General features: G+C 42.6%; 16 protein-coding genes, 1 pseudogene and 1 other annotated feature. All 17 genes and pseudogenes read left to right on the forward strand.

What is annotated here, in order from left to right:
* Positions 1-22 precede the first annotated feature (22 nt).
* The 17 genes and pseudogenes from ftsZ to AABM38_RS08415 all read left to right on the forward strand — a co-directional run bounded on the left by ftsZ (position 23) and on the right by AABM38_RS08415 (position 15,939).
* Positions 23-1,165 carry a cell division protein FtsZ gene (gene ftsZ / locus AABM38_RS08335; protein ID WP_335375059.1) on the forward strand — a complete coding sequence of 381 codons (1,143 nt, stop codon included), beginning with the start codon at positions 23-25 and terminating at the stop codon, positions 1,163-1,165.
* A gap of 351 nt (positions 1,166-1,516) precedes the next feature.
* Entirely contained in the window at positions 1,517-2,455 is a 939-nt protein-coding gene (spoIIGA, locus tag AABM38_RS08340; RefSeq protein ID WP_423409967.1) for a sigma-E processing peptidase SpoIIGA, read from the forward strand.
* Between the two features lie 44 nt (positions 2,456-2,499).
* A complete protein-coding gene (gene sigE, locus AABM38_RS08345) occupies positions 2,500-3,219 on the forward strand; it encodes an RNA polymerase sporulation sigma factor SigE (protein ID WP_207498508.1) in 720 nt (239 codons plus the stop codon).
* Positions 3,220-3,397: 178 nt separating this feature from the next.
* Entirely contained in the window at positions 3,398-4,177 is a 780-nt protein-coding gene (gene sigG / locus AABM38_RS08350) for an RNA polymerase sporulation sigma factor SigG (RefSeq protein ID WP_335375057.1), read from the forward strand.
* A 298-nt stretch (positions 4,178-4,475) separates the two neighbouring features.
* Positions 4,476-4,748 (forward strand): YlmC/YmxH family sporulation protein, encoded by a 273-nt coding sequence (locus tag AABM38_RS08355; protein WP_423409968.1) that lies wholly within the window; start codon positions 4,476-4,478, stop codon positions 4,746-4,748.
* A gap of 66 nt (positions 4,749-4,814) precedes the next feature.
* On the forward strand, positions 4,815-5,642 hold the full coding sequence (pgeF, locus tag AABM38_RS08360; protein WP_423409969.1) for a peptidoglycan editing factor PgeF: 828 nt from the start codon (positions 4,815-4,817) through the stop codon (positions 5,640-5,642).
* Positions 5,643-6,330, forward strand: a pseudogene (locus AABM38_RS08365) (YggS family pyridoxal phosphate-dependent enzyme).
* A gap of 1 nt (position 6,331) precedes the next feature.
* A complete protein-coding gene (locus AABM38_RS08370) occupies positions 6,332-6,772 on the forward strand; it encodes a cell division protein SepF (protein WP_335427759.1) in 441 nt (146 codons plus the stop codon).
* Positions 6,773-6,778: 6 nt separating this feature from the next.
* A complete protein-coding gene (locus AABM38_RS08375) occupies positions 6,779-7,039 on the forward strand; it encodes a YggT family protein (protein ID WP_423409970.1) in 261 nt (86 codons plus the stop codon).
* A gap of 85 nt (positions 7,040-7,124) precedes the next feature.
* Positions 7,125-7,898 carry an RNA-binding protein gene (locus tag AABM38_RS08380; protein WP_423409971.1) on the forward strand — a complete coding sequence of 258 codons (774 nt, stop codon included), beginning with the start codon at positions 7,125-7,127 and terminating at the stop codon, positions 7,896-7,898.
* A gap of 91 nt (positions 7,899-7,989) precedes the next feature.
* A complete protein-coding gene (locus AABM38_RS08385; protein ID WP_207498500.1) occupies positions 7,990-8,511 on the forward strand; it encodes a DivIVA domain-containing protein in 522 nt (173 codons plus the stop codon).
* A gap of 49 nt (positions 8,512-8,560) precedes the next feature.
* Positions 8,561-8,799, forward strand: a binding site (T-box leader).
* A 156-nt stretch (positions 8,800-8,955) separates the two neighbouring features.
* Positions 8,956-11,715, forward strand: coding sequence for an isoleucine--tRNA ligase (gene ileS, locus AABM38_RS08390; protein ID WP_423409972.1), 2,760 nt, complete (start codon positions 8,956-8,958; stop codon positions 11,713-11,715).
* A 181-nt stretch (positions 11,716-11,896) separates the two neighbouring features.
* The gene (locus tag AABM38_RS08395) at positions 11,897-12,184 is read left to right on the forward strand and encodes a hypothetical protein (protein WP_423409973.1); all 288 of its coding nucleotides are present in this window, start codon (positions 11,897-11,899) and stop codon (positions 12,182-12,184) included.
* A 159-nt stretch (positions 12,185-12,343) separates the two neighbouring features.
* Positions 12,344-12,835 carry a signal peptidase II gene (lspA, locus tag AABM38_RS08400; RefSeq protein WP_423409974.1) on the forward strand — a complete coding sequence of 164 codons (492 nt, stop codon included), beginning with the start codon at positions 12,344-12,346 and terminating at the stop codon, positions 12,833-12,835.
* The gene (locus AABM38_RS08405) at positions 12,807-13,718 is read left to right on the forward strand and encodes an RluA family pseudouridine synthase (protein WP_423409975.1); all 912 of its coding nucleotides are present in this window, start codon (positions 12,807-12,809) and stop codon (positions 13,716-13,718) included. The genes lspA and AABM38_RS08405 overlap by 29 nt, the downstream gene beginning before the upstream one ends.
* Positions 13,719-13,931: 213 nt before the next feature.
* Positions 13,932-14,474 (forward strand): bifunctional pyr operon transcriptional regulator/uracil phosphoribosyltransferase PyrR, encoded by a 543-nt coding sequence (gene pyrR / locus AABM38_RS08410; RefSeq protein ID WP_423409976.1) that lies wholly within the window; start codon positions 13,932-13,934, stop codon positions 14,472-14,474.
* Between the two features lie 151 nt (positions 14,475-14,625).
* Positions 14,626-15,939 (forward strand): solute carrier family 23 protein, encoded by a 1,314-nt coding sequence (locus AABM38_RS08415; protein ID WP_423409977.1) that lies wholly within the window; start codon positions 14,626-14,628, stop codon positions 15,937-15,939.
* Positions 15,940-15,955 lie beyond the last annotated feature (16 nt).

Genomic DNA, 15,955 nt, shown 5'->3' on the forward strand with positions numbered 1-15,955 from the left:
CGACGAATTAGGAGGATTTGTCATGTTGGAATTTGATACTAATTTAGATTCACTTGCTACTATAAAAGTTATCGGTGTTGGCGGCGGCGGAAATAATGCGGTTAACCGAATGATTGAACACGGAGTTCAGGGTGTTGAATTTATCGCGGTTAATACGGACGCACAGGCATTAAATCTTTCCAAAGCTGAGATCAAAATGCAAATCGGTGCAAAGCTCACTCGTGGACTTGGTGCCGGCGCTAATCCTGAGGTTGGCAAAAAAGCTGCCGAGGAAAGCAAAGAGCAAATCGAAGAAGTGCTTAAAGGCGCTGATATGGTATTTGTTACTGCTGGAATGGGTGGCGGAACAGGAACTGGTGCAGCCCCGGTCATTGCACAAATTGCAAGGGACCTCGGCGCACTGACTGTTGGTGTAGTTACACGTCCATTCACATTTGAAGGACGCAAGCGCGCAGGACAAGCTGGCGGCGGTATCGGCGCAATGAAGGAAGCGGTAGATACGCTGATCGTCATCCCTAACGACCGTTTGCTTGAAATCGTTGATAAGAGCACTCCTATGCTTGAGGCATTCCGTGAAGCGGATAATGTTCTTCGTCAAGGTGTACAAGGTATCTCCGATTTGATCGCAACACCAGGTTTGATTAACCTTGACTTTGCTGATGTTAAAACAATTATGTCCAATAAAGGTTCTGCCTTGATGGGTATTGGTGTAGCAGCTGGTGAAAACCGTGCTACTGAAGCAGCTAAAAAGGCAATTTCATCACCATTGCTTGAAACATCACTTGATGGAGCACAAGGTGTTCTTATGAATATCACTGGCGGAACGAACTTAAGTTTATATGAAGTTCAGGAAGCTGCAGATATCGTTGCATCAGCTTCAGACCAGGATGTAAACATGATCTTCGGTTCCGTTATTAATGAGAACCTAAAGGATGAAATCATCGTCACTGTTATCGCAACAGGTTTCAATGAAGAAGTCGTTCAGCCTAAGCCAACAAGACCGAGCTTTGGCGGCCAGCAGAAGCCGCAAATCGGTGCAATCAAGCGTGAACAGCCAAAGCGTGAAGAAATTCAGCAGGAAGCTCCAAGGAGCAATCCTTCACCACAAGGCGAAGATGCACTTGATATCCCAACATTCCTGCGCAACCGAAACAGAAGACGCTAATATCAAGATATATTATAAAAAGGCACAGCCAACAGGCTGTGCCTTTTTCGCATTAAAGCGGTGGGGGTCAGACCCCCGGTGCGGTGGTGCGTTAAAGTGGTTTTTATTGGAACAAAACTTTGGAAAAAGTTTTTCTTTACCAAGTTGGGGAGGAATCTACTTTAATAATTAATAATCTGAAAATTGACAAAATCCGAATGTAAAAGCGAAAATCTCTGTTGTTTTGTATACAGAATGTGACACACTTCATGATGCAATGACGATATACTTTTCCGTAACGGAATGATAGAGCAGGCAGCGAAGGAACATTCACCTTATAAATGTTTGTGTTTTTGGACTGGGGGAGGCAAGGTGAAGATCTATCTTGATGTTATATGGGCTCTGAATCTATTATTTGATGCATTCCTCCTGTATTTGACCGCTTTGATCCTGAAAAGGCAGGTAAAGCTTTGGCGAGTCGCACTAGGGGGCATCATTGGTTCATTGCTCATTATATTGTCAATTACTCCGTTACATGCAGCAGCGGGGCACCCGGTGGGAAAATTATTTTTCTCGATCTTCATGGTGCTGTCAGTATTTGGGTACAACAGATTGCGGTTTTTCATTAAGGCTCTAATGACATTCTATGTAACGACCTTTTTGCTCGGAGGAACGCTGACGGGTGTCCATTATTTTATCCAATTTGATATGGACCTCGCCTCCAATGTTGCTCTGAATCATATAAAAGGTTATGGAGATCCGATTAGCTGGCTGTTCGTACTATTAGGATTCCCGCTGGCATGGCATTTTTCCAGGAGGAATATAGAACAGTTTGAAATGACCAAGATTCAATATGAGTCTTTGGCAGATGTTGAGGTTCAATTCATGGGAATGTCATTTAATATCCGTGGTTTGATAGACAGCGGGAATCAGCTTTATGATCCAATCTCTAAAATGCCGGTGATGATCCTGTCCATCGCCAAATTAATGGAACAGATGCCAAAGGAGATCAGGAGGATTGCTGAGAACCCTGACGGTGTTTTGTCAGGGGAAGGGGGTTATTCTCAAGAGCTGGAAAACAAAATGAGAATAATTCCATGCAAGGTGGTTGGACAAGAACATCAATTAATCATAGCTTTTCATCCAGAGAGCATCAAAATCACAAATGGGAACGAAATTTATTTTGCAGAAAAGGGGCTGATTTCGTTTACCGCCCAGGAACTGTCAGCAGATGGCAGCTTCCAGTGTATTATCCATCCAAAGATGATGGCAGGAATGGCAAAGGCTGATTCAACCGTGAAGGTAAGTTAATATTACTATACTCAGAAATACATAATTTAGAAGGAGGACAATCAATGAAAAATTTACGGCTTCGGTTATCCTATTACTGGTATAAACTATTAATAAAACTTGGTTTGAAAACAGATGAAATATACTATATCGGCGGAAGCGAAGCATTGCCACCTCCTTTAACGAAAGAAGAGGAAGAAGTACTCCTGAACAAACTTCCAAATGGGGATAAAGCTGCGAGGTCTATCCTGATCGAGAGAAATCTGCGGCTGGTTGTTTACATTGCCAGGAAATTTGAAAACACTGGCATTAACATTGAAGATTTAATCAGTATTGGAACGATTGGTCTAATTAAAGCAGTCAACACCTTCAATCCCGAAAAGAAAATCAAACTCGCTACGTATGCATCTAGATGTATAGAGAATGAAATCTTAATGTATCTGCGCAGGAACAATAAACTGCGCTCAGAAGTGTCTTTTGATGAGCCATTGAATATTGACTGGGATGGGAACGAACTTCTTCTTTCAGACGTTCTCGGAACAGATGATGATATCATAACGAAAGACTTAGAATCGAATGTTGATAAAAAGTTGCTTGTAAAAGCACTCCAGCAGCTGTCAGACCGAGAAAAGCAAATCATGGAATTGCGGTTCGGGCTTGGCAGTGGCGAAGAAAAGACGCAAAAAGATGTAGCCGATATGTTAGGCATCTCCCAGTCTTACATTTCACGTCTGGAAAAAAGAATCATTAAGCGTCTTCGAAAGGAATTCAATAAGATGGTATAGCGATATAGGGTTTTCGCATTTAACGCAAAAAAATTTTTTTGTTGTTTAACATTGATAATCTGGGGTTTTACTGGCGCTTTCTTCCTTTAGTCTGCCAGGTACCCGGTAAATAGTGCATATTTTTCCTTCCTGCGGAGATACTGAATTTTGACAGCAGCTCCTGTGAGGAGGGAAAAGATTGACACGAAACAAAGTTGAAATTTGCGGTGTTGATACATCAAAGCTTCCCGTTCTGAAAAACGAGGAAATGAGAAAACTGTTTAGAGAAATGCAAAGTGGTGACATCACAGCTAGAGAAAAACTTGTGAATGGGAACCTAAGGCTTGTTTTAAGTGTAATCCAGCGTTTTAACAACCGGGGCGAGTTTGTCGACGATCTGTTTCAGGTCGGGTGTATAGGCCTTATGAAATCCATTGATAATTTTGATTTGGGACAGAATGTAAAATTTTCTACATATGCCGTTCCGATGATAATAGGCGAAATCAGAAGGTATTTGAGAGATAATAACCCAATCAGAGTTTCACGCTCGTTAAGGGATATAGCCTATAAAGCTTTGCAAGTAAGGGAAAGGCTGATGAGTGAGGCATCAAGGGAGCCAACTGCTGAAGAAATCGCGAAAGTTCTTGAAGTGCCTCATGAAGAAATTGTTTTTGCGCTAGATGCAATTCAGGATCCCGTTTCCCTCTTTGAACCAATCTATAACGATGGCGGGGACCCAATTTTTGTCATGGACCAGTTAAGCGATGAGCGGAACAAGGATATCCATTGGATTGAAGAAATAGCGCTAAAAGAAGGAATGAGACGCCTGAACGAAAGGGAAAAACTGATTTTAAGGAAAAGGTTTTTCCAGGGAAAAACGCAAATGGAGGTTGCTGATGAAATCGGGATCTCACAGGCACAAGTTTCCCGGCTTGAGAAGGCGGCAATTAAACAAATGAATAAAAATATCCAAAGCTAAAGCTGCCTCCCTGGCAGCTTTTTATTTTGCCATTGCTTCTCCAAAAATCATACATCTTTTTTCTTTTCATATATCTAATATAGGATCTTTTTTAGATTGGCTGGGTTATAGGACAATTTTGATTTAGCACCTTTTGGTTGGAGCGGAGGTTAATCGACTCAGCAGAAAGCGAGATCCTGGAGCTTAAATCAACAATCTGTATAAAAAAGCCTTAGTTTAATAGGCGGAATCACAAATAAATTTTTTTTGAAATAGCTATGTATCAAATAATTCAAAAGTAATATCCGGGGGGATCTGAATGGTTAAGGTGACTGAATTCCAGGTGAAAGATGTCGTGAACGTATCTGATGGGAAAAGACTCGGGAATATTGAGGATTTTGAAATCAATTTAAATACAGGGAAAATTGAAGCGGTAGTCATTGGAAGTTCTGGAAAAGTCCTGGGCTTTTTTGGTAAAGAAGACGAGGTCATCATTCCGTGGAAGAACATTCTTAAAGTTGGAGAAGACGTCATACTTGTCCGCTACAGGGACAGCGGAGAATACATTGAACCTGATGGAGGGGGACAATAGCCGTATCACTGTTGTGTTACGGCCTTGTTGTGATAAACTAGACAAAAACAGCGAGAGGTATAAAATATGGAACCATTCATCTTAACCAATAAAGAATACTTTTCCATTAAAGAGTGGATGGACCGTTATCCCGGCCTTGAAGTTGGTTTTACGACGAAAAATGGCGGTGTCAGTGAGCAGGCTTTCTCTGGATTAAACTTTGGATTTCATGTTGGAGATCAGCAGGATGCTGTATGTCAGAATCGTAACCTGTTGGCGAATAAGATCGAATTTCCCCTTGAAAGCTGGGTTGGAGCAGAGCAAACCCATGAAATTCACATCGAGAAAATCTCCAAAAACGATCAAGGAAGAGGGTCTGATGACTATGCCAGCTCTTTTTCTGGAACAGATGGTTTTTTAACAAATGAGGCAGGTATATTGCTTACCCTTTGCTATGCTGACTGTGTCCCGCTTTATTTTATCGAGCCGGACAAGAGGCTGATCGGTGTGGCCCATGCTGGGTGGAAAGGCACGGTCAACGGTATTGGAGCAGAGATGATTAGCAAATTTCAGCAAAATGGGGCAAAAATAGAAAAAATTTCTGCAGTAATTGGCCCATCAATATGCAAAAAATGTTATATTGTTGATGAGAGAGTGATTCTTTTAGTAAAAAATGTACTAGAAGGTGTCGAAAATTTACCATATAATCAAGTTAGTGAAGGTCAATATTCTCTCAACTTAAAGGAAGTGAACCGGCAGATCTTATTAAAGGCCGGTGTAAAAAGTGAAAATTTATTTGTCACCGATTATTGCACAAGCTGCCACAGTGAGCATTTTTATTCTCACAGGCGGGATAAGGGCAATGCTGGCAGAATGATTGCCTACATAGGGTGGAAGGAGGATAGCCGTCCATAAATGAAAGTATCCAGAAATCTGGAGGTTATCCAGAGTCAAATAGCAGAAGCCTGTCAAAAGGCAAATCGCAGTCCGGAAGATGTGAAGTTAATCGCGGTGACTAAATACGTATCTGCGGAACGGGCTCAGGAAGCCATTGAAGCAGGTATTGTCAATTTAGGTGAAAACCGTGATGAGGGACTCCTTGAAAAAGATCAGCCTTCTAAAGGACAAGCCTGTCTGGCATTTTATCGGTACGCTGCAAACAAGAAAAGTAAAAAATATGATTGAACATGTTACATATATCCACTCGCTTGACAGACTGTCACTTGCAAAGGAAATCGATAAGCGTGCTAGCGCTAAAATAAATTGCCTCATTCAGGTCAATGCATCTGGAGAGGAAAGCAAGCACGGATTAAAGCCTGAACAGGTAGGGGAATTCATCTCTGAATTGAAAGATTACCCGAACATCCTTGTTAGTGGATTAATGACAATGGCTCCAAATACAAAGGACGAGCTAGTGATCAGAGAGTGTTTTAAAGCACTTAAAAAGCTTCAGGGAGAAATCCAGGGCCTTAACCTTGAGTATGCTCCATGCACTGAGCTGTCAATGGGAATGTCAAATGATTTTCAAATCGCAGTTGAAGAAGGTTCTACCATGGTCCGCATCGGCACTGCGCTGGTAGGTAACGAATCGGAGGTGCAATAATATGAGCTTAAAATCAAAAATTAAGACATTTTTTTTCCTGGAAGATGAATATGACTATAATGATGAGGAAATGCTCGAAGAGGAAGCGGAGCCATTTAAGCCAAGCAAGCAGCCGGCTCAGCAAAAGCAAAATGTTGTAAGTCTCCAGAGTGTGCAAAAATCATCAAAAGTAATCCTGATGGAGCCAAGGATGTATGCTGAGGCGCAGGAAATTGCTGATCACCTGAAAAATCGCCGAGCCGTAGTCGTTAACCTTCAGCGGATTGACCACGACCAGGCTAAGCGGATTGTAGATTTCCTTAGCGGAACAGTCTATGCGATCAGTGGTGATATTCAGCGTATTGGTATGAATATCTTTTTATGTACCCCGGATAATGTGGAAGTGACAGGGAATATTTCTGAACTGATGCAGGAGCGGGATATTCAAGAGTCGAGGTGGTAGGAGTAAATGGATGTAGTAGTTGGTATTTTAGCTCAATTAATAAGTCTTTACCAGTGGGCATTGATTATCTATATTTTCATGTCATGGTTCCCTAATGCAAGAGAGACTGCGATTGGCCAGTTTTTAGCCCGTATTTGCGAGCCGTTTTTGGAACCGTTCCGCAGGATCGTCCCTTCAATTGGTATGATCGATATATCACCAATTGTAGCTTTCCTGGTATTGAAATTCGCGGTATCAGGCTTATATCAGCTGGCTCATTGGTTTTAAAATATGACTATTTTTGCAGGGTCTGTTTCAGGCCCTGTTTATTTTCTATTTAGGGATATAAGGTTTTGTAACAAAGGAGATCACAATGAACATTTATCAGCATTTTCGTCCTGAGGAACGTGAATTTATTGACCAGGTCATAAATTGGAAAGAGTACGTGGAGCAGAGCTATGCGCCAAAATTAACAGACTTTCTCGACCCTAGAGAACAGCAAATCCTAGCAACCGTCATTGGAAAACATCCTGATGTCAAATGGAAGCTTTTCGGCGGTGCTAATGGAACTGAACGAAAGCGTGCTTATCTTTATCCAGATTATATGGAAGCCCAGCAGGAGGATTTTCAAATCAAGCTATTTGGAATTGAATATGCGAAGAAATTCATTACCATCGAACATCGACAGGTACTGGGAAGCCTGATGTCGCTCGGATTAAAGCGCGGGAAATTTGGTGATATCCTCATTGAAGGCGACACCGTTCAGTTTTTTGCGGCTGCAGAGATTGCAGATTATATAAGAATGCAGCTTGAATCGATCGGAAGGGCTTCGATAAATCTGACAGAACTGGATATTGGCGAAGCCCTAGCGATTGCCGATGAATGGAATGAAATGAATGCGACAGTGACCTCCTTACGGCTTGATACGGTTATGTCATCACTGTTCAATCTTTCTAGACAGAAATCGCAGCTTTTGATCCAGCATGGCCATGTGAAAGTCAACTGGACGGCTATTGAAAACACGGCCTTTGAATGTGGGGAAGGTGACGTTCTATCTGCGCGAGGATTTGGCCGTGCGAAAATTATCGGTATAGAAGGCAAAACGAAAAAAGATAAATATCGAGTTATTGCCGGAAGGAAAAAATAATTATATAGTTATAAAAGAAGGATTTTTAGTTTTTTTGTCGAATCATTGCTTTAAGTACATATAGGACTATAACTTAATGGGAGGTGGCGTCATGCCTTTAACGCCGTTAGATATACACAACAAAGAATTCAACAAAGGATTCCGCGGGTATGATGAAGATGAAGTAAATGAGTTTCTTGATCAGGTCATCAAAGATTATGAACTTATTATCCGTGAGAAAAAAGAGCTTGAAGAAAGGCTCAACGAAATGAATTCAAGGCTTGGACATTTTACGAATATTGAAGAAACCCTCAATAAATCAATCGTAATTGCCCAGGAAGCCGGAGAAGAAGTTCGCCGCAACGCGCAAAAAGAGGCTAAGCTGATCATTAAGGAAGCAGAGAAAAATGCTGACAGGATCATCAATGAATCACTATCCAAAGCACGTAAAATCGCGTTAGAAATCGAGGAACTGAAGAAGCAGTCAAAGGTATTCCGGACCAGATTCAAGATGCTGATCGAAGCACAGCTTGATATGCTGAACACAGATGATTGGGATCACTTGCTGGAATACGAACTTGATTCTACTGAATTAAAGACTGCGCAAAGAGAAGAAGAAGATTCACTGGCTTGACGCAAGCAGTTCATTTCGCATATAATTTCATAACAAAGTGCAATACATGAAAGAAACGATGATAGGGACAGTACGGCTGTTCAAATGCTTGCCAAAAGCGAAATGGGGAAGGTGGAAGCCCATTGCGAGCGAGTAGCCTGAAAATCACCCTTTAGTTCCGAGCTGAACATTCGATTTGAATAAGTAAGCGCAGGCGTGACATTCGCGTTAAGAATGCTAAGAGGACAGAATGATTCATTCTTGTCTATTTAGGGTGGTACCGCGGGAATAAACCTTCTCGTCCCTTTTCAGGGATGAGGAGGTTTTTTTATTTTCCTGGGCTGTGTTAAAGGACAATGTTTAACACCTGTTGATTGAATCGTAAATCAACAGACAAGTTTAATGCAGCCATTTCCTAACATCGCGATCATGATTGCAGGGTAAAGAATAGGGAGGATTAATTTAATGGAGTACAAAGATACGTTGCTTATGCCGAAGACCGAATTTCCAATGCGCGGAAACCTTCCAAACAGGGAACCGGAAATCCAGGCAAAATGGGAAGAAATGAATATTTACGAAAAAGTGCAGAAACACACGGCAGACCGCCCGCTGTTCATTCTGCATGACGGCCCTCCATACGCAAACGGAGATATCCATATGGGTCACGCATTGAATAAAATTCTTAAAGATTTCATCGTGCGTTACAAATCAATGAGCGGTTTCTGTTCACCATATGTTCCTGGCTGGGATACACATGGTTTACCGATTGAGCAGGCGCTTACCAACAAAGGTGTAAAGCGTAAAGAAATGACTGTCGCTGAGTTCAGGAAGCTCTGTGAAGAGTATGCCTACCAGCAGGTTGACAACCAGCGCGAGCAATTTAAGCGCCTTGGTGTAAGGGGCGACTGGGAAAATCCATACATCACATTAAAGCCTGAATATGAAGCACAACAAATCAAGGTTTTCGGTGAGATGGCAAAGAAGGGCTACATCTATAAAGGTAAGAAGCCAGTATACTGGTCTCCTTCAAGTGAATCTGCTTTGGCTGAAGCTGAAATTGAATATCAGGATAAGCGTTCTGCATCGATTTATGTTGGCTTTAAGGTGAAGGATGGAAAAGGAGTTCTTGACCAAGATACTGAAATCGTCATCTGGACAACAACTCCATGGACAATTCCTGCAAACCTTGGAATTTCTGTCCACCCTGACTTATCTTACGTTGTAGTTGAAGCGAACGATAGGAAATTCCTTGTAGCGGAAGCATTGCTTGAAACGGTGACGAACGAAATCGGCTGGGAAAATCCAGTAACTCTTAAAAAGGTTGCAGGTAAAGAGCTTGAAGGCATTCTTGCAAGCCACCCTTTGTATGATAGAGATTCACTCGTTATGCTTGGTGAGCATGTTACGACAGATGCTGGAACTGGCTGTGTACACACCGCGCCTGGCCACGGGGAAGATGACTTCTATGTTGGTCAAAAGTATGGTCTGGAGGTTCTATGCCCTGTAGATGATAAGGGGGTTATGACTGCTGAAGCTGAAGGCTTCGAAGGATTATTTTATGATGAAGCGAACAAGCCAATCACAGAAAAGCTTGAAGAAGTTGGCGCATTGCTGAAACTTTCTTTCATCAAACATTCATATCCACATGACTGGAGAACAAAGAAGCCAGTAATCTTCCGTGCTACAGCTCAGTGGTTCGCATCCATTAAAGATTTCCGTAATGAGCTGCTACAGGCTGTTGAGGAAACGAAATGGGTACCAGCATGGGGGGAAACAAGATTATTCAATATGGTTCGCGACCGCGGTGACTGGTGTATTTCCAGACAGCGTGCATGGGGTGTTCCAATTCCGGTTTTCTATGCAGAAAATGGCGAAGCGATCATCACTGATGAAACAATTGACCATGTTTCAAATCTATTCCGCGAGCAAGGTTCAAATATCTGGTTTGAAAAGGATGCAAAGGACTTGCTTCCTGAAGGCTTTAGCCACCCTGGAAGCCCTAATGGAACTTTCACAAAAGAAACGGACATCATGGATGTTTGGTTTGATTCCGGTTCTTCACATCAGGCAGTGCTTTTAGAGCGAGATGATCTTCGGCGTCCGGCAGACCTTTACCTTGAAGGCTCTGACCAATATCGCGGCTGGTTTAATTCATCACTTTCTACATCTGTAGCGGTCACTGGCAAAGCGCCATACAAGGGAGTATTGAGCCATGGTTTTGCTCTTGATGGCGAAGGACGCAAAATGAGTAAATCCATTGGAAACGTCGTAGTACCTGCAAAGGTCATGAACCAGCTTGGTGCCGATATCCTTCGCTTATGGGTTGCGTCTGTTGACTATCAGTCAGACGTTCGTGTATCTGATGCCATCCTTAAACAGGTTGCTGAAGTGTACAGAAAGATTCGCAATACTTACCGATTCTTGCTTGGTAATTTGGCAGATTTCAACCCCGAGACGGATGCTGTGCCGTTTGAGCAGCTTCGTGAGGTAGACCAGTTCATGCTGGTGAAGCTAAATAAATTAATTAAATATGTACGGAACGCTTATGATAATTATGAGTTTGCAGGCGTTTACCATGCGGTGAACAATTTCTGCACTCTTGATTTAAGTGCTTTCTACTTAGATTTCGCTAAGGATGTTCTGTATATCGAAGCTGCTGACAACGCAGATCGACGTGCCATCCAGACTGTATTGCACGAGAGTCTCCTTGCACTAGTTAAGTTGACTGCGCCAATCCTTTCACATACAGCTGATGAGGTATGGAACTTCATTCCATCCGCGAAAGAAGAAAGTGTCCAGCTTACAGATATGCCAGAATACAAAGAAATTCCGAATGCAGTGGCACTTGAAAAAAAGTGGAATGCATTCATGAAGCTTCGTGATGATGTCCTCAAGGCACTTGAAGAAGCAAGGAATGAAAAAGTAATCGGCAAGTCATTGACAGCAAAGGTTTCTTTATATGTTAATGACAACACTAAGGAGCTTTTGGACTCCATTTCTGAAAATCTGAGCCAGCTATTCATCATTTCAGGTTTTGAAGTGGCAGGCAGCTACGACCAAGCGCCTGAAAACGCAATTAAGCTTGAAAATGCAGCTATCGCTGTAACTAAAGCTGAAGGCGAAACATGTGAAAGATGCTGGATTGTCACTCCTGAAGTAGGCCAGGTTGAAGACCATCCAACACTTTGCCCACGATGTGCAACTGTGGTAAAAGAAAATTATTAAAATGATGAAAGCTCCAGGTTTGCCTGGAGCTTTTTTTTGTCTTTAGATTATGTGCATTGATCCCTTGAACAAACAAATATCTTCCACCTTCGGGAATTCCTGCAGTACATGTAAAAAGTTTTCCTGAGTCAGCATTATGCGCGGGGAAATAATAGCTGTAAACAGGAACGGGGGCAGATATATGGAAGGTAATCTTGATTACATTTACAATGAACTCCGTGAAACGAAAACAGAACTGTTAGCGTACCTGAATTCTGAAAACACCAGTGAAAGGATCTTACAGTACATCAAGGATGAACTTGATGATATCGATTCGGCGCTTCAGAAAATTGAAAATGGTGAGTATGGAAAATGTGAAATATCAGGAGAGATTTTGCCGCCAGAGTTTTTGCAGAGTATACCAACAGCAAAATCTTCCTATGAAATTGCCCGGATAGAACAATATTGCCGCAAGCCGCTGTATTCTTAAAAACACCCACCTTCTATAAGGGGATGGTTCATGCTGCAATTTTTAAAAATATGGTATGTTAACTATAATCAACACCTGTACTCTAGAAAATCTGTCGTTTTCGTCTTATATGTGCTAAAATGCAAAGGTAATGAATTGCTGAATGTGGAGGTTACCTTTGTGTTTTATTACATAATTGCACTTTTTGTTATTTTGCTTGACCAGCTGACAAAATGGATGATCGTTAAAAACATGGAACTTGGAGATAGCATCCAGGTTATTGAAAACTTTTTTTACATCACCTCTCACCGCAATCGTGGTGCAGCATGGGGAATCCTGCAGGGGCAAATGTGGTTTTTTTATGTTATAACCATCGTTGTAATTGTTGGCCTTGTCATTTATATTCAGAAAGCAGCTAAAGGAAAGCTCTTGCTCGGTGTTTCACTTGGCTTTATGCTGGGGGGAGCGATCGGGAACTTTTTGGACAGGCTGTTCCGAAAAGAAGTTGTTGATTTCATCAACACATATATTTTCGGGTACGATTTCCCTATTTTCAATATAGCTGATTCTGCACTTGTTATTGGTGTAGGTTTGTTGATGATTGATATAATCAGGGAAGAGAGAGAGGCGAAAAGAAAAGCATATGGAGAAAATGGAACACATCATCAGTGATACCCAGGCTGGTGACAGAATAGATAAAGTTGTATCAACGCTTGATCCGGAATGGTCAAGAAGCCAGGTGCAGCAATGGATCAAGGATGGCAATGTCCTTGTTAACGGTGCTTCGGTAAAAACAAATTATAAATGCAGCTATGAAGACAGGCTTGTAATCAGCATTCCAGAACCTGAAGCGTTGGATGTTGTACCGGAAGAAATGAATTTAGAGATTTTTTATGAGGATCAGGATGTCCTTGTTGTGAACAAACCTAAAGGAATGGTTGTTCACCCTGCTCCAGGGCATATGACAGGAACACTGGTAAATGGCTTGATGGCACATTGCAAGGATTTATCTGGGATTAATGGCGTGCTGCGACCAGGAATTGTCCACAGAATCGATAAGGATACTTCAGGTTTGCTTATGGTTGCCAAAAATGATTTAGCTCATGAAAGCCTGGTGAACCAGCTTGTTGCCAAGACTGTAACCAGGAAATATAAGGCGCTGGTTCATGGTAATATCCAGCATGATTTTGGCACGATTGACGCTCCGCTTGGCAGGGATACGAAAGACCGCCAGAGTATGACGGTCGTTGATAATGGGAAGCATGCCGTTACTCATTTTAACGTACTTGAGCGTTTCAATGATTTCACGTTTGTGGAATGCCAGCTTGAGACTGGCCGCACTCACCAAATTCGCGTCCATATGAAATATATTGGATATCCGCTTGCAGGGGACCCGAAATACGGACCTAAAAAGACTCTTGATATCGGGGGACAGGCTCTTCATGCGGGACTCCTTGGCTTTAATCACCCAAGAACTGGTGAGTACGTCGAATTTGAGGCACCGCTGCCATCATATTTCGAAGAGCTTTTAATTGATTTAAGAGAAAATAGTTGACAAATTTCTACAAGTATCTTAAGATGACTATAGTTTAATAAGTCCTTTAAGAGACAGTCCCGTGAGGCTGAGAAGGAAACGGATTTGCAACAGGCATCACTGCATGTTCTGCTGCATACTTACAACGTCGTTTACCCTCTTGCCTGTACAGGCAAGAGGTTTTTTGGTTTTTAGATCCGTTTTCAATCGTAAAGAGAGAAGGAGTGAAAACAAATGACTGAAAAAGCAGTTGTGTTAGACAATCAGGGAATTAGAAGAGCACTAACGAGAATAGCCCATGAAATCATTGAGAGAAACAAGGGAATTGAAGATTGTGTCCTGGTTGGGATTCGCACTCGAGGAATTTATATTGCCCAAAGGCTGGCAGATAGAATCCGGGAGATTGAAGGAGCTGAAATGCCGGTCGGAGAACTGGACATCACACTTTATCGCGATGACCTGACGAAGAAGACAAATGACCTTGAACCAGAAGTAAGAGGTTCTGACATCCCGGTTGATATTGGGAATAAGAAGGTTATTCTAGTGGATGATGTACTGTATACAGGCAGGACAGTCCGCGCTGCAATGGATGCATTGATCGACATTGGCCGCCCTGCGACAATCCAGCTTGCAGTGCTTGTAGACCGGGGCCATAGGGAGCTGCCGATCAGAGCTGATTTTGTAGGAAAAAACATTCCGACTTCAAGCTCAGAAAAAATTGTTGTCGAACTGCAGGAAGTGGATGAAGAAGAACGCGTAAGCATTTACGAAAAATAAATAGCGCCCTTTTAATACAGTCCAGAGAGGCTGAAAAGGGGGAGCACAAGCGTTGGTTTGTGCGGGTTTTCTTACCCATACCCTCTTTGCACCTTCTGGCAAAGAGGGTTTTTTGTTTAAATAGTGTCTTAAAACGAAGGGGGAAAAAACAATGAACAAACCATTACTCGATATCACAGATAGACCAGCACCCATTCAATGGTTCACACTAAGCCTTCAGCACTTATTCGCCATGTTTGGCGCAACAATCCTTGTACCTTATCTAGTCGGGCTAAGTCCGGCAATCGCCTTGATCTCAAGCGGACTAGGAACAATCGCATTCCTGATCATCACCAAATTCCAGGTCCCAGCTTACCTTGGCTCATCATTCGCCTTCATCGCGCCTATCATCGCAGCGAAAGCAGCTGGCGGACCAGGATCGGCGATGGTTGGAACCTTCCTTGCGGGTCTTGTTTATGGAATCGTTGCCTTGATAATCAAAAAGGCAGGCTATCACTGGATCATGAGATTATTGCCGCCGGTTGTAGTCGGACCAGTCATCATCGTTATTGGCCTTGCGCTTGCGGGTACAGCAGTAAACATGGCAATGAACGTCCCTGGCACAACTGAATACAGCCTGCTTCACTTCTCAGCAGCACTTGTCACACTTGCTGCCACAATCGTGTTCTCGATATACGGTAAAGGAATGCTGAGCATGGTACCAATCCTTGCAGGGATCATCATCGGTTATGTTTATTCACTAGCAATAGGAATCGTAGATTTCTCAATCGTACAAAAAGCTGGCTGGTTTGAAATGCCTGACTTCATCTTCCCATTTGTAGATTACAAAGTAAGCATCAACCTGGATATCATCCTCCTGATGGTACCTGTAGCCATCGTAACTTTATCTGAACATATTGGCCACCAGCTCGTCCTGAGCAAGGTAGTAGGCCGTGACTATATCAAAGAACCAGGTTTGCACCGCTCCATCCTTGGCGACGGAATGGCAACAATGATTTCTGGATTGATCGGCGGACCGCCAAAAACAACATATGGTGAAAATATCGGTGTCCTGGCAATCACAAGGGTGTACAGTGTCTATGTGCTGCTGGGAGCAGCGGTTATCGCAACTGTTTTCGGATTCGTCGGTAAAATCACTGCCTTGATCAGCTCAATCCCAACGCCAGTCATGGGCGGAGTATCCATCCTGCTTTTCGGAATCATCGCTTCATCTGGTCTGAGGATGCTGGTCGACAGCAAAATTGATTTTGGTAATACGAGAAACTTGATCATCTCTTCCGTCATTCTTGTAATCGGAATCGGCGGAGCATTCATAAAGGTATCTGAGCAATTCCAAATTCAGGGTATGGCGCTGGCAGCGATCATTGGTGTAGCGTTGAACATCATCCTGCCTGGCCGCCCGGAAATTGAAGAAGATATGTTTGAAGTTGAAGCAGAAAAAAAACTGAGAAAAAGAACGATGTAGCATAGTATCACCTTTT

It is taken from the genome of Heyndrickxia sp. MSNUG, assembly GCF_049532715.1.
Taxonomy (GTDB): domain Bacteria; phylum Bacillota; class Bacilli; order Bacillales; family Cytobacillaceae; genus Mesobacillus.